We start from the raw sequence: 20,163 nt of genomic DNA on the forward strand, positions 1-20,163 counted from the left end.
CGGCCCGTACCATGACCCGATGCCGCACCCACCGGCCGCAGACGGCACTCCGGAGCCCGGCCCGGACGCCGTGCCGCCAGGCCCCCGCGTCCGCCTCCAGGCTGTCACGCCCGGCGACTGCGCCGAGTTCACGCGCCTCGTACGGGCCAGTACGCGGCTGCACCATCCCTGGGTCGAGATGCCGGCCACCGACGACGCGTTCGCGACATACGTGGCCCGTTTCGACGGAGAGCGGTCCGTGGGGCTGCTCGTCCGGCTCTGCGAGAGCGGCGAACTCGCCGGGTTCATCAACATCAACAACATCGTGCGCGGCGCCTTCCAGTGCGGAGTCCTCGGCTACGGCGCCTTCGCCCCCGCCGCCGGGCGCGGACTGATGAGCGAAGGCCTCGGACTGACGCTGCGGTACGCCTTCGGGCCGCTGCGGCTGCACCGTCTGGAGGCCAATATCCAGCCCGGCAACAGTGCGTCGGTCGCGCTCGTGCGGCGGCACGGATTCCGGCTGGAGGGCTTCTCGCCGGGATTCCTCTTCGTCGACGGCGCGTGGCGCGATCACGAACGCTGGGCCGTCACCGCCGAGATGACCTCCGTCCACCCCAACTGAGCGACAGAAGACCGAGGGAGCCGCGTGCCCACCACCATCCGCCGAGCCGTGCTGTCCCTGCCCGCCGCCCCGCTGGGGCCCGGGAATCCGCTGCCCGCGCTGCTGCTGCCCGTCGAGACGCACCGCTTCGACCCCGCGCAACGGGCCGGTCTGCCGGCCGACATGGCGCGGCAGCTCGGCCACGAGCCGCTGCGTACCGCGATGCCGGCCCGGCGCCACGACGCCTACACCCGCCACCGTGCCCGTACCGACGTCGAGGCGGTGGTCGTCGAGAACGACCGGCTGCGGGTGACCGTGCTGCCCGGGCTCGGCGGGCGGATCCACGGGATCGAGCACAAGCCGAGCGGACGGCAGCTGCTGTACAGCAACCCGGTGCTCCAGCCCGCCGAGTTCGCGCTCAACGGGGCGTGGTTCTCCGGCGGTGTCGAGTGGAACATCGGCGCCACCGGGCACACCCCGCTGTCCGTCGCCCCCGTGCACGCCGCCCGGGTGCCCGCGCCCGACGGCGGGGAGATGCTGCGGCTGTGGGAGTGGGAGCGGCTGCGCGACCTGCCGTTCCAGGTGGACCTGTGGCTGCCCGAGGGCTCGGACTTCCTGCACGTCGGAGTGCGCGTGCGCAACCCGCACGACAGACCGCGCGCCGTGTACTGGTGGTCCAACACCGCCGTCCCCGAGACCGACCGCACGCGCGTGCTCGCGCCCGCCGGGGCGGCCTGGCGCTTCGGGTACGAGCGCAGTCTGCTGAGCGTGCCCGTCCCGCGGTGGGACGGCGCCGACCGTACGTACCCGCTCAACAGCCGTTACCCGGCCGACTTCTTCTACGACGTGCCGGACGGCGCCCGCCGCTGGATCGCCGCGGTGGGGGAGGACGGGCACGGGCTCGTGCAGACCTCGACGGACGTTCTGCGCGGGCGCAAGCTGTTCGTGTGGGGGGCGGGGCCCGGGGGACGGCGCTGGCAGGAGTGGCTGACCGAGCCGGGCACCGGCGGCTACGCCGAGATCCAGGCGGGGCTGGCCCGTACCCAGCTGGAACACGTACCGCTCGAAGCCGGCGGGGAGTTCGCGTGGCTGGAGGCCTACGGGCCGCTGGCCGCCGACCCCGCCGCCGTGCACGGCGAGGACTGGGGCGCGGCGCGCGCGGCCGTCGAGCGCGAGCTGGAACGGGCGCTGCCGCGTACCGCCGTCGACGACGCGTACGCGGCCTGGCGGCCGTACGCCGACCTCGACCCCAAGGGCGACGAGGAGATCCTGGCCACCGGCTCCGGCTGGGGCGCGCTGGAGGTCGAACGCGGCCGCTACCGGCTGCCGGGCACCCCCTTCGACCCGGCCACGCTGGGGGAGGAGCAGCAGCCCTGGCTGCACCTGCTGCACACCGGCACCATGCCCGACTGCGAGGACGCCCTGCCGCCCGAGCCGTCGCTCGTCTCGCCGTACTGGCGCGACCAGTTGGAGATGGCCGAGAGCGGCGCGGGCGACGCGCGTCTGTGCTACCACCTGGGGGTCGCCCGCTGGCACGCCGGTGACCGTTCGCAGGCCGTGCGCAGCTGGGAGCAGGTGGCCACCGGCCACTGGCCGTCGATGCGCTGCCTCGCCGTCGCCGACCAGGTCGACGGTCATCCCGAACGGGCCGCCGACCGCTTCCTGCTGGCGTTCGCGTCGGTCCGCGACGAGCATCGCGCGGGGCCCGCGTGGACGGCGGCGACGGCCGCCCTCGCCCGGGAGACGGTGGAGGCGCTGCTCGCGGTCGGGCGCGCGGACGAGGCCCGCGAGGTGCTGTCGGGGCTGCGTCCCGGGACGCTCGACCGGGGACGCTTCCGGCTGCTGCTGGCGCGCGTCCTGCTCGCGCAGGGCGACGCCGGCGCGGCACGCGAGATCTTCGACCAGGGCTTCGAGGTCGAGGACCTGCGCGAGGGCGACGAGGTGGTGGGCGAGACCTGGTACGCGGTCGCCGAACGGCTCGTCGCGGGGGACGGCCCGGTCACCGACGAGGTACGCGCGCGTGCCCGCGCGCTGCATCCGCTGCCGTCGCGGTACGACTTCCGGATGCGCCCGGAACGAGGGTAGGGACAGGGGAGGAAGAGGAAGGGGCGGTATCGATCGGGTGGCGTCCCGGCACCGTCCACCTGGCCCCGCCCCGCCAACTAGCCTTGCTCCCATGAAGATTCTGGGGACTTCGCTACGGGTGTGCGTGGACGACTTGGAGCACGCGATCAGGGTCTACGAGCGGCTGACGGGAGCCGAGGCGCTGAGGTTTCAGCGGGGCGGGGTCGCGGTCGCGGCGGTCGGCGCGTTCTTCCTCATGAGCGGGCCGGAGAAGGAGCTGTCGATCCTGCGGAGGATCACCGCGACGATCGCCGTGGAGGACGTGGACGAGGCCGCCGAGGATCTGCGGGCGGTGGGCGCGGAGATCGTCGCGGGTCCCGTGCCGACCCCGATCGGCCGCAATCTGGTGGCCCGCCATCCGGACGGGCTGGTCCTGGAGTACGTGGACCGCAAGCCGGGCTGAGGGGAGGGGAGCCGGCGGCGTCCCGTGCCGTCCCGTGCCTCGGCCCGGCTTGCGGTCCGTACCGAAGCCGTCGGCTCCCCTCCCGGGCGTCGCGCGAGCTCGGGTGTCGTGCGAGCTCAAGCGTTGCGCGAGCTCAGGTGTCACACCTGCTCAGGTGTCGCGCGAGACCAGGCGTCGCGCGAGCGTCACCTCTCAAGCGTCACACGCGGCACAGGAGTTCGCCGCTGAGGATCGCGATCCACGCGTCCTCGTGCTGCCCCCACTCCCGCCACGCCGCCGCGATCCGCTCCAGCCCCGCCCGGTCCGTGTGCCCGCCCTCCACGGCCTGGCAGGCGAACGCCGACGCGAGCGCGCGGTCCGCCCACAGGCCGCTCCACCACGCGCGTTCGTCCGCGCTCGCGTAGCACCAGGCGCTCGCGGAGGCGGTCACGTCGGTCAGGCCCGCCTGCCGTGCCCAGGACAGCAGACGGCGGCCCGCGTCGGGCTCGCCGCCGTTCGCGCGGGTCACCCGCTTGTACAGCTCCAGCCATCCGTCCAGAACGGGCGCGTCCGGATACCAGGTCATGGCCGAGTAGTCGGCGTCGCGGACCGCTATCAGCCCGCCCGGGCGGCACACCCGGCGCAGCTCGCGCAGCACGCCCACCGGATCGCCGACGTGCTGCAGCACCTGGTGGGCGTGGACGACGTCGAAGGAGTCGTCCGGGAAGTCCAGGTGCTGTGCGTCCCCCGTGGTGAACTCCACGTTGTCCAGGCCGCGTTCGCGCGCGTACGCGCGGGCCTTGTCCAGGACGTCCGCGGCCGCGTCCAGCCCCGTCACCCGGCCCTGCGGCACCAGCGCGGCCAGATCGGCGGTGATCGTGCCAGGGCCGCAGCCCACATCCAGGATGTCCAGCCCCGGGGTCAGTTCCGGCAGGAGATAGGCGGCGGAGTTGGCGGCGGTGCGCCAGCTGTGCGAGCGGAGGACGGACTCGTGGTGGCCGTGGGTGTAGACGGCGGTGCGCCCGGCGGGCGAGGAGGACGGGCTGTGCTGCTCGTGCTGCGTCTCGTACTGCGTCTCGTACTGCATGAGGCTCCCTCGGACTGCGGGCGGGTGGCTCCTCGCCCGGCGTGCGTCCACCGTAGGCGGGAGTACCGGATGGTGAGAGATCTGTCTCAGGATGTGGGAGTGGGCGGATCTGTCGTAGTCGGACGGGGTCGCCGCGCGGCCGCTCGGCTCCGACAATGGCCGTATGACACACGACACGCTGCTCGCCCGGCACGGCGAGGCCCTGGAGCTGTTCACCGAGCACGTGCACGCCATCGGCCGCGACCAGTGGCGGGCGCCGACACCGTGCGCCGACTGGACCGTGCGCGACCTCGTCAACCACCTCACCGCCGAACAGCTGTGGGTGCCCTTCACCGTCGGCGGCGCGACCATGGCCGAGGTCGGCGACCGCTTCGACGGCGACCGGCTCGGCGACCACCCCACCCGCGCCTGGGACCACGCCGTCGCCGGCGCCCTCGCGGCGTTCCGTGAACCCGGCGCCCTCGACCGCACCGTCCACCTCTCCTACGGGCCGAGCCCCTGCGCCGCGTACTGCTCGCAGATGACCGCCGACGCCACCGTCCACGCCTGGGACCTCGCGCGGGCCATCGGCGCCGACGAGACGATCCCCAAGACGCTGCTCGACTTCACGCAGGGCGAATTCGGGGCGTATGCCGATGACTTGGCCGGAACCGGACTCTTCGCGCCGCCCGTGGAGCCGCCGCCCGGCGCCGACGCGCAGACCGTCCTGCTCGCACAGCTGGGCCGCCGGGTCTGACGCACACCCGTCCCGCGTAGTGACCGAAGTGGGCGCCCGTTTCGCACATTTGGCTTCCCCCCGCGCTCAACCGGGCAGGATGGCCCCATGACCTCCCTCTTGACACCACGCCTGCTCACGCCCCGGCTGACCCTGCGCCGCTGGCGCGAGGACGACGTCGAGCCGATGGCCGCCATCCACGCCGACCCGGAGGTGATGCGCTGGATCGGGGACGGCTCGGTGCGCGACCGCGACCAGACGGCCGCCGGGATCGCCGGCTGGGAGAGGGACTGGGAGGAGTGGGGGCTCGGACTCTTCGCCGTCGAACTGCGCGAGAGCCGGCAACTCGCCGGATTCGCCGGGCTGTCCGTGCCCGGCTTCCTGCCGGAGATCCTGCCCGCCGTGGAGATCGGCTGGCGGTTCGGCCGCCCCTACTGGGGGCAGGGGCTCGCCACCGAGGCCGCCCGCGCCGTCCTGGACTTCGCGCTGCGCGAGCGGGGCCTGGCCCGCGTCGTGAGCATCAGCACCGTCGGCAACGACGCCTCCGAGCAGATCATGCGCAAGCTCGGCATGCGGCTGGAGCGCGAGACGCGGAACCCGGTGTACGGGACGCGGGTGCGGGTGCACGTCCTGGAGCTCCGCCCGTAGGGACCGCCGACGGAGCCCGTGGGGCGGGTGGCTCCCGCGGACGCGGCGGCCGGGTGTCACGGCCCGGCCGTGGCCACCGGGTGCCGGACCGGCGGCAGCACCCGGGAGCCGCCGACCGGCAGGTCCCACAGGTCCTCGCGCGGCCGCCCCGACCGCTCCCAGGCCCTGCGCACCCGCGACAGCGGTTCCAGCGGCGGCTCCGCCGAGAGCAGGAACGCCCCCCAGTGCATCGGCGCCATCGCCCGCGCGCCCAACTCCTCGCAGGCCAGCACCGCCTCCTCCGGGTCGGTGTGCACGGCACCGAGCATCCGGCGCGGCTCGTACGCGCCGATCGGCAGCAGTGCCAGATCGATCCCGCCGTAGCGGCGGCCGATCCGGCCGAAGAAGTGCCCGTAACCGGTGTCCCCCGCGAAGTACACCCGCCGCCCGTCCGGCGCCGTCAGCACCCAGCCGCCCCACAGCGTGCGGCACGTGTCCAGCAGCGTCCGCCTGCTCCAGTGGTGCGCGGGCACGAAGTCGAAGCGCACCGGGCCCGCCGGGCCCGGCAGTCGGGCCCCCTCCCACCAGTCCAGCTCCGTCACGCGCGTGAAGCGGCGGCGCCGCGCCCAGCCGCCCAGGCCCGCCGGGAGGAACAGCGGGGTGTCGCGGGGCAGCCGCCTGAGGGTGGGGGCGTCCAGGTGGTCGTAGTGGTTGTGGCTGATGACGACCGCGTCGACGGGCGGCAGATCCTCCCAGCGCACCCCCACCGGGGTGATACGGGCCGGGGTGCCCAGGATCCGCCGCGACCACACGGGGTCGGTCAGCACCGTCAGCCCGCCCACGCGCAGCACCCAACTCGCGTGCCCCGCCCACGTCACAGCGATGTCCGTGACGCGGGCGGCGGGCAGCGGACCCGGCTCGACCGGCAGCCTGGGGATGTCCCGCAACGCGTACGGGGCCGGCCGCAGCCGCCCCTCCCGCGCGAGCCGCGCCAGCGCGCGCACGCCCGGCGCGGGGGCGGTGAGCCGACGCGCGAACGACCGCGGCCAGCGGCGGAGTTCGTACAGGGGACGCGGAGCGGGCAGGCGGGGCGACCCGTCCGGGGAGGTCTCCGGGCAGCCGGGACACACGGCGGGCCGGGGGCGGTGCGCACCGGGCAGTCCGCCGTGGCCGCCCGGGATGCCGCGCAGGTGCTCCGGCCAGACGAGCGCGAGGTCGGCCGGACCGCAGTCCTCAACGGCCGCCGGGGCGGTGGCCATGAGGACGGGGGCCGGGTCCGGCGGCCCGGCGTGCGGCGGCAGGGGTGGTGTCCCCTCGTCCGGATTCTGCGTGCGTTCGATCTGCTCGGTCATGGAGGGTGCTCCAATCCGTGGAAGCGAAGTCCGCTCAGCCGCCCGCGAGTTCGGTCAGGGCAGCGGTGAAACCGGCCAGTTCCCGGGCGACTTCGGGCACGGCCGGCGGGTCCGGGGCGTACAGGACGTGCTGCCTGCGCGCGTCGTCCCCGCCCAGCAGCGGCGGCACCGAGAACCGCAGCCGCAGCTCGTCGGGGGCGTCGCCGAAGCGGTGCCCGCCGGGCACGGGGCGGCCGAGCGCGGCGCTCAACCGGTCCTCCAGCTCGACGGAGTCGGTGATCCCCCGCGCGGCCAGCGCCTCCCGCAGCTCGCCGAGGTCGGCGTAGAGATACGGGCCCGCCTGCGGGGGACGGCACAGCGCCCCGGCCGCCAGCAGCCGCTCCCGGACCGCGCCGGCCAGCGCCCCGTACACCCGCGCGGCCGCCGCCGCCCGCGCCCGTACCGGCTCCGGCTCGGCCAGCGCGTAGGAGGCGGCGACGGCCACGGGCGGCGGCAGTTCGGCCCGTACCCCGGCGAGCGCCGAAGCCACCCGCTCCCGCAGCGCCGCGCCCCGCCCGGCGGCCGGGAAGCGGGCCACGGCCGCCGGCCAGGCGGTGGGCAGGAAGGCGCCCGCGAGGTCGGTGAGCACGACCACGTGCTCCGGCCACATCTCCGCCGGCACGGGGAAGACGGTCTCGCGGGGGGCGTGCCGCACGTCCCGCCAGGTCTCGTCGCTGACGACGGTCAGCCCCTCGGCGACGGCCGCCTCGCCCGCCTCGTGCAGCAGTTCCGGCGGGGCGACGGTGCCGGTGGGGTCGTCGGCGACGGAGACCACCAGCACCCGGGGCCGGCCGCCCTCGTCCCGGACCCGCCGCACGGTCTCCAGCAGCGCCACCGGGTCGGGCACGCCACCGCACTCGGCGGGCACCGGCACGTGGTAGGCGGGGCGCCCGGCGAGCCGGGCCAGTGGCGCGTACCAGGCGGCGCACGGCCGGGTCAGCAGCACGTCGCCGCCCGCCGAGGCCAGCAGGGCCAGCAGCAGCGGCGCCGCCCCGGAGGCCGCGAGGACGTCCTCGGGGGAGGTGGGCAGTGCGCGCCGCGCCCAGTAGCCGCAGGCCGCCGCGCGCAGTGCCGCTCCGCCGCCGGCGGGCTCGGGCTCGCTCGTACGGGCGGCGGCGGCCAGCCGCTCGGCGAGCTCGGGCAGGACCGGCAGTCCGCGTTCCGGTGCGGTGACCGCCGGGAGCGCCGCCGAGCTCGCCCGCATGCCTACCTCCGCCGCCGCACCGCCACTGGCCGATCCGCCCCCACCTTCGCAGATCAGCGGGTGCGCTGCGGTCCGACGCGGGCGGCCGGGTGACGGGCGGCACCCGCTCCGGGGGCACCGCGGGCCACTCCCCAGAATTCTTGACCGAACGTTCTCGATATCGCTACAGTCGATGACGTGGCCAGGACCAAGGAATTCGACCCTGACGCCGCACTGCAGTCGGCCCTGGAGCTGTTCTGGCAGCGCGGCTACGAAGCCACGTCGATGGCGGACCTCGTCGCGCACCTGGGCATCGCGCGGGCGAGTCTGTACGCGACGTTCGGCAGCAAGCGCGAGCTGTACCAGAGGGCTCTGGAGCGGTACGGGGAGCTGTACGACCCGCGCATCGTGGAGGAGCTCTCGCGGCCCGGGCCGGTGCTGCCCGCCGTGCGCGCCCTGGTGCTCCGCTTCGCCGACGAGGCCGGCTGCGACGAGCTGCGGCGCGGCTGCTTCGTGACCAATACCGCCGTCGAGCTCGCCGCGCACGACCCGGCGGCGGGCCGCGCGGTCGAGGCCAGCTGGCACTGCGTGGAGACGGCCCTGACCTCGGCGCTCATGCGCGCCCGCGCGCAGGGCGAGCTGCCCGGGGAGCGCGACCCGGTCGCGCTCGCGCGGATGCTGCTCGTGCTCATGCAGGGCATCCGGGTCGTGGGCAAGGCGGCGCCCGGCAGCCCGGCCCGGATCCGCGACGCCGCCGCGCAGGCGCTCGCCCTGCTCGACTGATGCCCGGTCCCCTCGGCCAGGGCATCGGGCCCTTGTTCAAGACTGATCGTTCTTTGGGGAGTAGCTCATGACGCACCGCTTCACCGGCAGGACCGCCCTCGTCACCGGTGGCGGCACCGGCATCGGACGGGCCGTCGCCCTCGCCTTCGCCCGTGAGGGCGCCCGGGTGGTGGTCGCGGGCCGCAGGGAGGGGCCGCTGAAGGAGACCGTGGCCCTGATCGAGGCCGAGGGCGGGGAGGCCCTCGCGGTCACCGCCGACGTGACCCGTTCCGAGGACGTGGCGGGACTGGTGGCCTGGACCGTCGAGCGCTTCGGCGGACTTCACGTGGCGGTCAACAACGTCGGCATGCTGGTGCCGGCGGCCAGGGTCGGCGACATCGACGAGGCCGACTGGGACCGCGTCATGGACACCAACCTCAAGGGCGTCTGGCTGTCCATGAAGCACGAGATCGGCCACATGCGCGAGCACGGTGGCGGCGCCATCGTGAACATCGCCTCCAACATCGGCGCCCACATGCGCAAGGACGGCTTCGGCGCCTACACCGTCAGCAAGGCCGCCGTCTCCGCCCTGACCCGCAACGCCGCCCGCGACCACATCGGCGAGGGCATCCGCATCAACGCCGTCAGCCCCGGCCCCACCGAGACCCCGATGTCCACCCGGCCCGGCGAGTCCGCGGCCGAGAAGGCCGAGCGGATGCGGCGGGACGTCCCGGCCGGCCGCACCGGCAGTCTGGAGGAGCTCGCCGCCGCGGTGCTCCACCTCGCCTCCGACGAGGCCGGCTTCACGGTGGGAGCCGACCTCGTCGTCGACGGCGGTGTCACTGCGTGACGGACGCCGCGGCCGGAGCGGTCTCCTGCCGCGCGTCTGCGGGCGCGGCGGCGGCCGGCTCCGTACCGGCCCGTCGTCCGGCCTCCCCCGCCGGGCGGCGGGCCGCCATCCACACATACACGAGGATGCCCGCGAAGAGGAAGAGCACGCCCTGGTAGATCGCCTCGTACCCGGCACCGGCGACGAGCCAGAAGGAGAAGCCGAAGGCGGCCAGGGCCAGCACCATGTCCCGCGCCATCCGGCCCGTACGGACCTTCTCGCGCTGCCCGGTCAGCAGGAAGTACACCTGGGCGGCGGCCGCCAGCAGGTAGGGCACGGTCGCGGAGAACGTGGTGATCAGCACGAGGATCTCGAAGACCCCGGCCGCGCCGACCGTGTAGTTGACGACCGTCAGCAGGGAGGCCAGAACAGCCGCCGCGAGCACCCCGGCGGTGGGCACCCCGCGCCGCTTCCTGGCGAACATGGCCGGGAACAGGCCGTCCTTGGCCGCCGCGTACGGGGCCTGCGCGCTCATCAGGGTCCAGCCGTTGAGCGCGCCCATGATCGAGACGACGGCGGCGGCCGCGATCAGGGTGCCGCCCCACTGGCCGCCGAACCAGGAGTTCACCGCGTCGGAGAACGGTGCCGTGGAGGTCACGAGCCGGTCGTGCGGGACGCTGCCGAAGACCGACAGTGTGCCCAGCAGGTACACCAGCGCGGCGCCGACCGTGCCGAGCACGCTCGCCCGGCCCACGTTGCGCTCGGGGTCGCGGACCTCGCCCGCGCTCATCGCCGCCGACTCCACGCCGACGTAGCTGTAGAGCAGGATCGCGGCCGAGGCCGACAGACCGCCCAGCCAGCTGCCGCCGCCCGCGGTGAACCCGCCGAGGTTGGCCGGGTCGAAGTAGAACAGCCCGACGACGGCGACGAACAGCAGCGGGGCGAACTTCAGCACCGTGGAGACCAGCTGGATCGCGCCGACCCAGCGCGTGCCGGCCAGGTTCGACAGCGCCGGGAGCCACAGCGCGGCCAGCGCCACGACGAGGTCCTCGCCCTTGGAGGAGGAGCCCCCGGTCAGCACATGGAAGTAGCCGACGCCCGCGACGGCCAGCGCCGCGTTGCTCACCCACGTCATCGTCCAGTACGACCAGGCCGACAGGAAGCCGGCGAAGTCGCCGAAGGCCTCGCGCGCGTAGACGTACGGGCCTCCGGTGCGCGGGTCGCGCTCGGCGAGCCGGCCGAAGACCAGGGCCAGGGCGATCGCGCCGATGGTGAGCACGCCGAAGGCGAGCAGGCTCACGGTGCCGAACGGCGCGACCGAGGCGGGCAGCAGGAAGATGCCGCCGCCGATGATGTTCCCCATCACCAGCGCGATGGCGGTGGGGAGGCCGAAACGGCGACTGCGGGCGCCGTCGGTGGTGTCGTGCATTGCGGGAATGTGCCTCTCGTCCTGCGGGCAGGTCGCCGGATCTGTGCGACAGCACATGGTCACCGCCCGGCCCGGGTCCTCCAAATCGGAATTCTTTGTTCCGTCGGGCGGGTCCGGCAGCCGTAAAAGGTGCTGTCGACCGGCCGCCCGGCCGGGAATCGTTCACTGATCACGATCAGGAGGAAACCGGGGGAAAGCAAGAGGTGGAGATCAACAGGAATCTGTAGTTCCGGTCTCCGGTGCGGCCCGGGCCGTGCCTCCCGTCACACGTGCCTCCCGTCACACGTCGAAGAGGTTCGGCAGGCCCAGGGAGAAGCGCACCTCGTCGTCCCAGCGGGCCGCCTCCAGCTCCGGCGCCCGGTACAGGGAGGTCACCGCGCACCGCTCGGCGTCCGAGCCCGCCGCGTCGAGCAGGGCGTTGACCGCGAGGCGCGCGGAGGCGTTGGCGCCCTCCATCGTCGCCAGGTCCACATCGGTGGCCACATAGTCGCCGGCCAGGAAGAGATTGGGGATCCTGGTACGGGCCGTGGGGCGGTCGAACCAGGTGCCGACGGGGTGGATCAGAAGCTGCTCGTCGTTCTCCGGATGCCCTCCGCCGAGGGAGACGGCCGGGTCCAGGAACCACGAGTGCAGCTTCGCGTCGCTGAGGACCGTGCGCCCGCCGGTGTTCAGGCCCGCCTTCAGCTGGGCCCACACCTCGCGCACGACCTCCTCGCGCGTGCACTGCTTGGCGGTCTTCCCATACAGAATGCCGGGCTTGTCCCACTCGGAGGCGATCGCCGACAGGCACTCCGTGACCGTGCCGTCGCCGTAGTCCCGGCGGAACTCGCGCCCCGGCCAGAACTGCGCCTGGCTGATCGAGGTGACCGACCACGGGGTGTCCACGTGGTCGACGTGCCCGCGCACGAGGGGCAGCGGTTCGGTCAGATAGAACTGAATGCCCGTCATCCAGTCGGTGCGCAGCCGGTCGCACCGCGCCAACTGCGGGTCGGCGGCCCGCAGTTCGGCGTTCCAGGTGGTCCGCGCGTGCTCGACCGGCATCGCCTGGACGAAGTGGTCCGCGCCCACCGTCCGCCGCGCCCCGTCCTGGGTCCGTACGACCGCCGCGGCGATCCGGCCGTCCGCCAGACGCAGCTCGCTCACCGCGTGACCGACCCGGAACTCGACGCCCAGGGAGCGCAGATGGCTCACCCACGGGTCGATCCAGGCCTCGTTGGTGGGGGCGTCGAGGACCCGGTCGAGCTCGCCGTCCGCGCCCAGGCGCAGGAAGTTGTGGACGAACGCCTCGCTGTACGTGCCCACCGTGCGGGTGCTCGCCACCTCCGCCTTGGTCGCGACGATGTTGCGGGTGATGCCGACGCACAGCAGACGCTGGTAGTCCCGCGACATCCGCGCGGCGTGGGTGAACTCCCACCACGGCACGCGCTCCCACTGCTCCAGCCGCCGCCGCTCGCAGCTGGTGAACCACACCAGCAGCCGGCCCACGAAGTGCGCTATCTCCTCGCCCGGGAGCCCCGTCAGCGTGTCGAAGAACCCCTTCAGCGCGCGGGCCAGCGCGTCCGGGGTGAGCACCGGCAGCGGTGTGCCGATCGTGGCGAAGGGGACGCGCAGGGCCTCCCGGCCGTCCATCCGCGTGATCATCACCTCGCGCGAGTCCACGAGGTTGTCGTGGCAGCCCTCGGCGTTGCCGGGGAAGGGGATGCGGCGCAGCGTGTCGGGGAGGTTGCGGTACCAGCCGGGGAAGAAACGGAAGCCGTGCTCGCCCGGCAGCGGTCTGCGGCCGCCGCGCGCGCTGCCGGGCACGTCCATGCTGCGGGCCTTGCCGCCCAGCGCCTTGCGCTCGTACACCGTCACCCGGAAGCCGCGCTCGGCCAGTTCGTGCGCCGCCGTCAGCCCGGCGACGCCGCCGCCGAGCACCGCCACGGTGCGCCCCGCGCGGGCCGTGCCGCCGGGTGGGCGGGCCGGGCGCGGGGCCGCGGCCGCCTGCTGCGCCGCCGTACCGGCCAGGGCCACGGTCCCCGCCACGGCCGCCGCCCCGCCGAGGAACGCCCTGCGGGTGCCGTGGGCCGGGCTCGTGGCCGGGGGTTCGCCCGTGCCGTTGCTGCCGGTCGTGTCCGGGCGTTCCGCCCCGCCCGTCTCCGTGCCGCCCGTCTCCGCCATGCCACCGCTCCCGCCGTCGCCCGTCCGGTCACGTCCGGCGCAGGAGGATAGGGGCGCCCCTGTGTACTCGGAAGAGTGCGGCCGGCCCGGGCGGGTACCGGTCCTACATTGACGCGAAACCGTCCCTGCCCCGTGGGACGCTGGGGCCACAGGCCGGCACGACAAGGGAAACCGGCACGACAGGAGAAAGGAGCCGGCGCCATGGCGGTCGAGCCGCTGTCGCAGAAGGACATCGAGGAACGCCTGGAGGAGCTGCCCGGCTGGAGCACCGACGGGCTGCGCCTTCGCCGCACCTACACCTTCGACGGCCACTTCGCGGCGGCCGCGATGGTCGTCCATGTCGCGGGGATCCAGGAGGAGTTGGGACACCACGCGGAGCTGACGCTCGGTTACCACACGCTCGCGGTGTCCGTGAACACGCACAGCGTCGGCGGCAAGGTCACCGGCCTCGACATCGAACTCGCGCGCCGCGTCGAGGAGATCGCCCCCGGGCACGGCGCGCGCTGACCCGCCGCCGGGCCGGGGCGACCGTCAGGTCCAGGGGATGTTGGCCCACGGGCTCGCCGCGTCCGCCGTGAGCACGCGGTGCGCGGCCAGCGCGGACGCGTACCGGGCATCCCGCTGCCCGCCCCTGGGATCGTTGCGCTCCCGCTCCCGCAGCGCCAGCCCGAGCAGGAAGCCCGCCGCGAACTCCTGCCAGGACCCGTACGCCGCGCGGGCCCGCTCCCCGGCGCTCACCACGAGGTACTCCGCGTCCGCCGGAGCACACAGCCGGGCCGCGAGCCCCAGCCGGGCCAGCAGGACCGCGCACCCGTGGTCGAAGGCGGCCGCCGAGGCGACGCGGCCCCCGGGCGGCAGTACCGCGTCCGCCCGCAGCCGCTCCTCGCACGCGAGAATCCGGTCGACCGCCGACGTGAACGCCTCGGTGTCCCCGTCCGACGCCGCGCGGTGCAGCAGTACCCGCCGTACGGCGTCCCGCCACTCCTCGGCCGTCGGCGCCTTCCCCGATGCGTGCTCCGACAGACCCTCGCGGGCCCGCAGCGCGAACTCCGCCTCGCGCCCGGCGCCCGCACCGCTCAGCAGACGTTCCGTCAACTGCCGCCAGGACACGGGGTCGTTGACACCCCAGGTCTCCCACAGCTCCGCCCGGTCCTGCTGGTAGTCGCGGTGGACGGCGCCGAGTTCGTTCCAGGGCACCCCGTCCCGTACGGCCGACGGCGCCCCGCACGCGAGCCCCCGCGCGAGCGGCCCGTGCAGCGGACCCGTCATCAGGCCCACGAGCCGCCCCGCGCCCGCCCTCGGGGTCTCCGCGCACACCTCCAGCCACGCCTCGCGGTCCAGGGGCGTCGCCTCGATCACGGCCGCGCCCGGCGTCCCCGGATTGACGGCGAGCCGCCACCTGTCGTCCGGCCACACCCCGGCGAGCTCCGCGAGCGTCATCCGCTCGAAGACCCAGTCCGGCTGCCACGGCGGCAGCCCGCCGCGCGTCACCACCGGCAGACAGGGCCTGCCCGTTGCCGGATCCCGGTAGGGGGCCGGGGGAGTGGGCGGCACGAGGCCGTCGGCCTCCGCCCGGGGAACCGCCACATACAGCTCGCCGGCGGCCAGCGCCGCGATCTGCCCGTCCCAGTCCCCGCGTGCTGTCGCCTCGTACAGCAGACGTTCGGTCTCGGTGGGCGCGATCCAGGGCGTGTAGTACATGGTCGCCGACCCTATAGAGCGCGCGGACGAGCGCGGCAGGGGGTGCCCCCTCGGGGCGGCACCCCCTGCCGCGCTCAGTGGCGACGGACGGTCAGTTCCAGTCGAAGTCCTCCGGGTCCGGGCCCAGCCGGGTGCCGTTGTCGAGGGCGGCCAGCGCCGTCATGTCGTCGGCGTCCAGCTCGAAGCCGAAGACGTCGATGTTCTCGCGGATGCGCGAGGGGGTCACCGACTTGGGGATGACGACATTGCCCAGCTGGATGTGCCAGCGCAGCACGATCTGCGCGGGGGTACGGCCGTGCTTCCCGGCGAGCCGCGCGACCGTGGCGTCCTCCAGGACGGCCTTGCCCTGGCCCAGCGGCGACCACGCCTCGGTGGCGATGCCGTGCCGCGCGTGGAAGGCGCGCAGCCCGGACTGGGCGAGATGGGGGTGCAGCTCGATCTGGTTGACCGCCGGCACCACCGAGGTCTCGGCCAGCAGCCGCTCCAGGTGGTGCTGGTGGAAGTTGGAGACGCCGACGGCCTTCGCGCGGCCGCTGCGCGCGATCTCCTCGAACGTGCGGTAAATGGTCAGGTAGTCGTCGCGCATCGCGCGCGGCCAGTGGATGAGGTACAGGTCGACGTAGTCGAGGCCCAGCCGCGCGAGCGAGGCGTCGAACTCGCGCAGCACGCTCTCGCGCGTCCACGTCTCCTTCGCGCTGTTCCACAGCTTCGTGGTGACGAACAGCTCCTCGCGCGCGATGCCCGAGTCGGCTATCGCCTTGCCCGTACCCGTCTCGTTCTCGTAGACGGCAGCGGTGTCGATGCTGCGGTAGCCGGCCTCCAGCGCGGTGCCGACCGCGGCCGCCGCCTCGGCGTCCGGGACCTGCCACACACCGAAGCCGAGCTGCGGCATCGCGACGCCGTTGTTGAGAGTGATGGTGGGAACCTTGCTCACGAGCGCTCGATCCTTGTGACGGAGACATCTTGCGGAAGGACGACAGCTGACATCCTTCCGTCCGGCGTCAACCCGGGCTCCCGCCCGGGCATTCCCGAATCCGTCGAAAACGTGCGGATCACATGCGGGTCACCTTGCGGACCACGCGTGGATCACTGCCGGTGACGTGCGCTCACGTCCCGTACAGCGGTGCCTTCGACGACCCGTACAGCGCCGCTATCTCGTGCGCGTACCGCCGCTCGACCGCCTTGCGGCGCAGCTTCAGCGAGGGCGTCAGCAGACCGTGCTCCTCGGTGAACGAGCTGCCCAGGACGCGGAACGCGCGGATCGACTCGGCCTGCGAGACAAGGGTGTTGGCGGCCACCACCGCCCGCCGGATCTCCGTGTGCAGCTCCGCGTCGCCCGCCGCCCCCGCCAGGTCGGCCGCAGGTCTGCCACGCAGATACAGCCAGTGCGCGACCGCGTCCGCGTCCAGGGTGATCAGGGCGGCCACGTACGGACGGTCGTTGCCGACGACCAGACAGTGCGCGACCAGCGGGTGCGCCCGCACCCGCTCCTCCAGCGCGCCCGGTGCCACGCTCTTGCCGCCCGACGTCACCAGGATGTCCTTCTTGCGCCCGGTCAGCGACAGATAGCCCTCGCCGTCCAGCGCGCCCAGGTCACCGGTGGCGAACCAGCCGTCGACCCGGGCCTCCCCCCGCCCCGCGTCGCCCAGGTAGCCGGAGAAGACCTGCCCGCCGCGCAGCCACACCTCGCCGTCCTCGGCGATGCGCACCGCCGTGCCCGGCACGGGCCGGCCCACGGTGCCGAAACGCGGGCGCCCGGGCGGGTTGGCGGTCGCGGCACCGGTGGTCTCCGTCAGCCCGTACCCCTCGTAGACGGTCACACCCGCGCCCGCCAGGAACAGCCCCAGCCGGCGGTCCATGGCCGAGCCCCCGGACATCGCGCAGCGCATCCGCCCGCCGAGCGCCGCCCGCAGCCTCGCGTACACGGTCCGGTCGAAGAACCGGTGCCGCACCCGCAGCGCCGCCGACGGACCCGGGCCGATCCCGAACGCCTTGTCCTCCAGCGCCATCGCGTAGCGCACCGCGACCTTCACGGCCTGCTCGAAGACCTCGCCCCGGCCCTCGCTCTCCGCGCTGCGCCGCGCCGCCGCGAAGATCTTCTCGAAGACGTACGGGACGGCGAGCACGAACGTGGGCCGGAACGCGCGCAGCGCCGGCAGCAGCGCGCCCGCCGTGAGCTCGCTCTCGTGCCCGAGCCTGATCCCGCCGCGCACCGCCGCGACCTGCACCATCCGCCCGAAGACGTGCGCCAGCGGCAGGAACAGCAGCGTCGCCGCCTGCTCGCCGGGGCGGGAGCGGAAGACGCTGTCGTAGTGGGCGACGAGATTGTCCGCCTCCGCCATGAAGTTCGCGTGCGTGAGCACACAGCCCTTGGGGCGGCCGGAGGTGCCCGAGGTGTAGACGACGGTGGCCGGGGACCGCGGGGTCAGCGCCCGCCGGTGCCGGTGCACCACCTCGTCCGCGATCCCCGCCCCGGCCGCGCCGAGCCGGCCCACCGCGTCCGCGTCCAGCTGCCACAGCCGGGCCAGCCCCGGCAGCCGGCCGATCACCGAGCCGACGGTCATCGCGTGGTCGGCGTGCTCCACGACGCACGCGGTCACCCCCGCGTCGCGCAGGATCCAGCCGACCTGCTCGGGGGAGGACGTGGGGTACACGGGCACCGGCTGCGCGCCGACCGTCCACAGCGCGAAGTCGAACAGCGTCCACTCGTAGCGGGTCCGCGACATCACCGCGACCCGGTCGCCGAACCGGACGCCCTCCGCGAGCAGTCCCTTCGCCAGCGCCAGCACCTCGTCGCGGAAGACCGCGGCGGTCACGTCCCGCCAGGTGCCGTCCGTCTCGCGGCGCGCGAGCACGACACGGTCGGGCTCGTGCCCGGCACGCTCGAAGACGGCGTCCGCCAGCCCTCCGGCGTGGGGCGTCGCCACCAGGGGTGGGACCGAGAACTCGCGCACTGGACCGCTCCTCGCGCCGCTCCGCACAGCGCGGTGACCGTACCCGGCCGACAGCGGCGGCGAACCCGAATCCGGCCCGCGCGGCCCCGCTTGCGTGCGGTCTGCACACAATCTCTGCGGGGTGCGCACGGGGGCGTCACGGACGCGTATGCGCCACGGGTATGCGCCAGGGTGTGCGCGGGGCGGGGCTCAGGCCGCCGACTGCAGCCGGTCGCCCGCCGCCAGGATCGCCTCCGCCAGCGCCTCCGCCGGGCCGCGGGCCGCGCTGCCCGGGTCCGCGCCGTAGAGCAGGACCACGTCGATGCCGCCGAGCTCCGGCAGCCCGGCGCGGGCCGGGACGCGCGTCAGCCCCGGCGGGATCATGCCGCGCGTGTGCGCCATCACCCCCAGCCCGGCACGGGCCGCCGCCACCAGCCCGTTGAGACTGCCGCTCGTGCACGTGACACGCCAGGTACGGCCCTCGCGCTCCAGGACCTCCAGGGCGCGCGCCCGGGTCACCGCCGGCGGCGGGAAGACGACCAGCGGCACGGGGCGGCCCGGCTCCAGGCGCAGCCGCTCGCTGCCGATCCACACCAGCCGGTCCCGCCACACCAGCCGCCCGTGCGGCTCCTGCGGGTGCCGCTTGGCCAGCACCAGGTCGAAGTGCCCGGCCGCGAGCCGCCGGTGCAGAGTGCCGGAGAGGTCAACGGTCAGCTCCAGATCCACCTCGGGGTGCTCGCGCCGGAAACCCTCCAGGATCTCCGGCAGCCGGGTCGCGACGAAGTCCTCCGAGGCCCCGAACCGCAGCCGCCCCCGCAGCCGCGTCCCCGCGAACCAGTGCGCGGCCCGCTCGTTCGCCTCCAGGATCGCGCGGGCGAAACCGAGCATCGCCTCGCCGTCCTCGGTCAGCTCCACCCCGTGCGTGTCCCGGACGAACAGCGGCCGCCCGGCCGCCGCCTCCAGCCGCCGGACCTGCTGGCTGACCGTGGACTGCCGCACCCCGAGCCGGCCGGCGGCCTGCGTGAAGCTGAGGGTCTGGGCGACCGCCAGAAACGTCCGCAGCTGTATCGGATCGAACACCCATCCAGGCTATCGCGATCCGTGATAACAGTCAGAGCGGTGAACAGGGTTCCCGATGAGCCGGCGCCGGGGCCACCCTGGAGATCATGCGACGCCCCGCCTTCCTGACCCGAGTCCCGGTCGACCCCTACATAGCCGCCCTCCTCGCCACGGTCGGCCTCGCCGCGCTGCTGCCCGCGCGCGGCGCGGCCGCCCCGGCCGCCGACGGGGCCGCCACCGGCGCGGTCGCCCTGCTCTTCTTCCTCTACGGAGCCCGGCTCTCCACCCGCGAGGCAGTGGCGGGGCTGCGCCACTGGCGGCTCCATCTGACCGTACTGGCCTGTACGTTCGTCCTCTTCCCCGCGCTCGGGCTGGCCGCCCGCGCCCTGGTGCCCACCGTGCTGAGCCGGCCGCTGTACTCGGGGCTGCTGTTCCTGTGCCTGGTGCCCTCCACGATCCAGTCCTCGATCGCCTTCACCTCCATCGCGCGCGGCAACGTGGCGGCGGCGGTCTGCGCGGGCTCCTTCTCCAGCATCGTCGGCATCGTGCTGACCCCACTGCTCGCGGCACTGCTGCTGGGCGGCAGCGGCGGCGGCTTCTCCCTCGACTCGCTGGTCTCCATCGTGCTGCAACTGCTGGTGCCGTTCGCGGCAGGGCAGTTGCTGCGCTCCCGCGTCATCGGCTTCCTCACCCGGCACAAGAAGATCCTCGGCTACGTCGACCGGGGCTCGATCCTCCTCGTCGTCTACGCGGCGTTCAGCGAGGGCATGGTGCGCGGCATCTGGCACCAGGTGACCCCGCTGCGGCTGCTGGCCCTGCTCGGCGTGGAGGCCGTCCTCCTCGCGGTGATGCTCACCGTCTCCTCCCTCGCCTCCCGCAGACTGGGCTTCTCCCGCGAGGACCGCATCGCGATCGTCTTCTGCGGCTCGAAGAAGAGCCTGGCCGGCGGACTGCCCATGGCCGGCGTGCTGTTCGGCGCGCAGGCGAGCCTGGCGGTGCTGCCGCTGATGCTCTTCCACCAGATGCAGCTGATGGTGTGCGCGGTCCTGGCCAAGAGGTACGCGCGGGGGGTGCCTGCGGCACCGGAAGCGGTGCGGGGGAGGCAGGAAGCGGTTCCGGCTCAGGGGAGTTGAGGGCGGGGTGCCACGCGGGGGCCCTGCCGGGCCGGGCAGCCCCCGTCGGCCGACGCGGCCCCCGGCAC

Annotated in this window: 18 protein-coding genes; 9 read left to right on the forward strand and 9 right to left on the reverse strand. The window is 74.2% G+C overall.

The genetic code is table 11. The annotated features are described in order from the left end of the window. Window positions 1–19: 19 nt before the first annotated feature. The 3 genes from ACFP1Z_RS03800 to ACFP1Z_RS03810 all read left to right on the forward strand — a co-directional run bounded on the left by ACFP1Z_RS03800 (window position 20) and on the right by ACFP1Z_RS03810 (window position 3,107). Entirely contained in the window at window positions 20–601 is a 582-nt protein-coding gene (locus tag ACFP1Z_RS03800; RefSeq protein ID WP_390314373.1) for a GNAT family N-acetyltransferase, read from the forward strand. Between the two features lie 24 nt (window positions 602–625). Beyond that, on the forward strand, window positions 626–2,665 hold the full coding sequence (locus ACFP1Z_RS03805; protein ID WP_390314375.1) for a DUF5107 domain-containing protein: 2,040 nt from the start codon (window positions 626–628) through the stop codon (window positions 2,663–2,665). 91 nt (window positions 2,666–2,756) lie between these two features. Then, a complete protein-coding gene (locus ACFP1Z_RS03810) occupies window positions 2,757–3,107 on the forward strand; it encodes a VOC family protein (RefSeq protein WP_390314377.1) in 351 nt (116 codons plus the stop codon). Between the two features lie 199 nt (window positions 3,108–3,306). On the opposite strand, the gene ACFP1Z_RS03815 is transcribed toward ACFP1Z_RS03810, so the two are convergent. After that, complete coding sequence (locus ACFP1Z_RS03815) at window positions 3,307–4,173, reverse strand: methyltransferase domain-containing protein (protein ID WP_390314378.1); 867 nt, start codon at window positions 4,171–4,173, stop codon at window positions 3,307–3,309. A gap of 163 nt (window positions 4,174–4,336) precedes the next feature. On the opposite strand from ACFP1Z_RS03815, the gene ACFP1Z_RS03820 reads away from it, so the two are divergent. Then, window positions 4,337–4,909, forward strand: a complete 573-nt coding sequence (locus ACFP1Z_RS03820) for a TIGR03086 family metal-binding protein (RefSeq protein ID WP_390314379.1) — start codon at window positions 4,337–4,339, stop codon at window positions 4,907–4,909. An 87-nt stretch (window positions 4,910–4,996) separates the two neighbouring features. Next, window positions 4,997–5,536 carry a GNAT family N-acetyltransferase gene (locus ACFP1Z_RS03825; RefSeq protein WP_390314381.1) on the forward strand — a complete coding sequence of 180 codons (540 nt, stop codon included), beginning with the start codon at window positions 4,997–4,999 and terminating at the stop codon, window positions 5,534–5,536. Between the two features lie 56 nt (window positions 5,537–5,592). Here the strand turns inward: ACFP1Z_RS03825 and ACFP1Z_RS03830 are convergent, their stop codons facing one another. Both ACFP1Z_RS03830 and ACFP1Z_RS03835 read right to left on the reverse strand, forming a co-directional pair. Next, a complete protein-coding gene (locus ACFP1Z_RS03830; RefSeq protein ID WP_390314383.1) occupies window positions 5,593–6,867 on the reverse strand; it encodes an MBL fold metallo-hydrolase in 1,275 nt (424 codons plus the stop codon). Window positions 6,868–6,901: 34 nt separating this feature from the next. After that, window positions 6,902–8,110: an aminotransferase class I/II-fold pyridoxal phosphate-dependent enzyme gene (locus ACFP1Z_RS03835; protein ID WP_390314385.1), complete on the reverse strand. Its 1,209-nt coding sequence runs from the start codon at window positions 8,108–8,110 to the stop codon at window positions 6,902–6,904. Window positions 8,111–8,287: 177 nt separating this feature from the next. Here ACFP1Z_RS03835 and ACFP1Z_RS03840 point away from each other — a divergent pair, with 177 nt between their 5' ends. Both ACFP1Z_RS03840 and ACFP1Z_RS03845 read left to right on the forward strand, forming a co-directional pair. Then, on the forward strand, window positions 8,288–8,872 hold the full coding sequence (locus tag ACFP1Z_RS03840) for a TetR/AcrR family transcriptional regulator (RefSeq protein WP_390314386.1): 585 nt from the start codon (window positions 8,288–8,290) through the stop codon (window positions 8,870–8,872). A 67-nt stretch (window positions 8,873–8,939) separates the two neighbouring features. Next, on the forward strand, window positions 8,940–9,701 hold the full coding sequence (locus ACFP1Z_RS03845; protein ID WP_390314388.1) for an SDR family NAD(P)-dependent oxidoreductase: 762 nt from the start codon (window positions 8,940–8,942) through the stop codon (window positions 9,699–9,701). Here ACFP1Z_RS03845 and ACFP1Z_RS03850 read toward each other — a convergent pair. Both ACFP1Z_RS03850 and ACFP1Z_RS03855 read right to left on the reverse strand, forming a co-directional pair. Continuing rightward, on the reverse strand, window positions 9,691–11,109 hold the full coding sequence (locus tag ACFP1Z_RS03850; RefSeq protein WP_390314390.1) for an amino acid permease: 1,419 nt from the start codon (window positions 11,107–11,109) through the stop codon (window positions 9,691–9,693). The genes ACFP1Z_RS03845 and ACFP1Z_RS03850 overlap by 11 nt on opposite strands. A gap of 279 nt (window positions 11,110–11,388) precedes the next feature. Continuing rightward, window positions 11,389–13,269, reverse strand: a complete 1,881-nt coding sequence (locus ACFP1Z_RS03855) for a hydroxysqualene dehydroxylase (RefSeq protein ID WP_390314392.1) — start codon at window positions 13,267–13,269, stop codon at window positions 11,389–11,391. Between the two features lie 201 nt (window positions 13,270–13,470). Between ACFP1Z_RS03855 and ACFP1Z_RS03860 the strand changes: the two genes are divergently transcribed. Further along, a complete protein-coding gene (locus ACFP1Z_RS03860) occupies window positions 13,471–13,776 on the forward strand; it encodes a 4a-hydroxytetrahydrobiopterin dehydratase (protein WP_390314394.1) in 306 nt (101 codons plus the stop codon). Window positions 13,777–13,800: 24 nt separating this feature from the next. Here the strand turns inward: ACFP1Z_RS03860 and ACFP1Z_RS03865 are convergent, their stop codons facing one another. The 4 genes from ACFP1Z_RS03865 to ACFP1Z_RS03880 all read right to left on the reverse strand — a co-directional run bounded on the left by ACFP1Z_RS03865 (window position 13,801) and on the right by ACFP1Z_RS03880 (window position 18,983). Further along, complete coding sequence (locus ACFP1Z_RS03865) at window positions 13,801–14,970, reverse strand: DUF1266 domain-containing protein (RefSeq protein WP_390314395.1); 1,170 nt, start codon at window positions 14,968–14,970, stop codon at window positions 13,801–13,803. A 91-nt stretch (window positions 14,971–15,061) separates the two neighbouring features. Further along, complete coding sequence (locus ACFP1Z_RS03870; protein ID WP_390314397.1) at window positions 15,062–15,904, reverse strand: aldo/keto reductase; 843 nt, start codon at window positions 15,902–15,904, stop codon at window positions 15,062–15,064. A 172-nt stretch (window positions 15,905–16,076) separates the two neighbouring features. Continuing rightward, a complete protein-coding gene (locus tag ACFP1Z_RS03875) occupies window positions 16,077–17,924 on the reverse strand; it encodes an AMP-dependent synthetase/ligase (protein WP_390314399.1) in 1,848 nt (615 codons plus the stop codon). 189 nt (window positions 17,925–18,113) lie between these two features. Beyond that, window positions 18,114–18,983: a LysR family transcriptional regulator gene (locus tag ACFP1Z_RS03880; protein WP_390314401.1), complete on the reverse strand. Its 870-nt coding sequence runs from the start codon at window positions 18,981–18,983 to the stop codon at window positions 18,114–18,116. An 86-nt stretch (window positions 18,984–19,069) separates the two neighbouring features. On the opposite strand from ACFP1Z_RS03880, the gene ACFP1Z_RS03885 reads away from it, so the two are divergent. Continuing rightward, window positions 19,070–20,095, forward strand: coding sequence for a bile acid:sodium symporter family protein (locus tag ACFP1Z_RS03885; protein WP_390314403.1), 1,026 nt, complete (start codon window positions 19,070–19,072; stop codon window positions 20,093–20,095). The last annotated feature ends 68 nt before the right edge of the window (window positions 20,096–20,163 follow it).

It is taken from the genome of Streptomyces gamaensis (assembly GCF_042656465.1).
Classification (GTDB): domain Bacteria; phylum Actinomycetota; class Actinomycetes; order Streptomycetales; family Streptomycetaceae; genus Streptomyces; species Streptomyces gamaensis.

What these genes read in the sequence shown, in the direction of transcription:
- ACFP1Z_RS03800 (WP_390314373.1), top strand. Translation starts at nt 20, where the DNA reads ATGCCGCACCCACCGGCCGCAGACGGCACTCCGGAGCCCGGCCCGGAC.
- ACFP1Z_RS03820 (WP_390314379.1), top strand. Translation starts at nt 4,337, where the DNA reads ATGACACACGACACGCTGCTCGCCCGGCACGGCGAGGCCCTGGAGCTG.
- ACFP1Z_RS03885 (WP_390314403.1), top strand. Translation starts at nt 19,070, where the DNA reads ATGCGACGCCCCGCCTTCCTGACCCGAGTCCCGGTCGACCCCTACATA.
- ACFP1Z_RS03845 (WP_390314388.1), top strand. Translation starts at nt 8,940, where the DNA reads ATGACGCACCGCTTCACCGGCAGGACCGCCCTCGTCACCGGTGGCGGC.
- ACFP1Z_RS03825 (WP_390314381.1), top strand. Translation starts at nt 4,997, where the DNA reads ATGACCTCCCTCTTGACACCACGCCTGCTCACGCCCCGGCTGACCCTG.
- ACFP1Z_RS03815 (WP_390314378.1), bottom strand. Translation starts at nt 4,173, where the DNA reads ATGCAGTACGAGACGCAGTACGAGACGCAGCACGAGCAGCACAGCCCG.
- ACFP1Z_RS03855 (WP_390314392.1), bottom strand. Translation starts at nt 13,269, where the DNA reads ATGGCGGAGACGGGCGGCACGGAGACGGGCGGGGCGGAACGCCCGGAC.
- ACFP1Z_RS03850 (WP_390314390.1), bottom strand. Translation starts at nt 11,109, where the DNA reads ATGCACGACACCACCGACGGCGCCCGCAGTCGCCGTTTCGGCCTCCCC.
- ACFP1Z_RS03810 (WP_390314377.1), top strand. Translation starts at nt 2,757, where the DNA reads ATGAAGATTCTGGGGACTTCGCTACGGGTGTGCGTGGACGACTTGGAG.
- ACFP1Z_RS03860 (WP_390314394.1), top strand. Translation starts at nt 13,471, where the DNA reads ATGGCGGTCGAGCCGCTGTCGCAGAAGGACATCGAGGAACGCCTGGAG.
- ACFP1Z_RS03865 (WP_390314395.1), bottom strand. Translation starts at nt 14,970, where the DNA reads ATGTACTACACGCCCTGGATCGCGCCCACCGAGACCGAACGTCTGCTG.
- ACFP1Z_RS03835 (WP_390314385.1), bottom strand. Translation starts at nt 8,110, where the DNA reads ATGCGGGCGAGCTCGGCGGCGCTCCCGGCGGTCACCGCACCGGAACGC.
- ACFP1Z_RS03830 (WP_390314383.1), bottom strand. Translation starts at nt 6,867, where the DNA reads ATGACCGAGCAGATCGAACGCACGCAGAATCCGGACGAGGGGACACCA.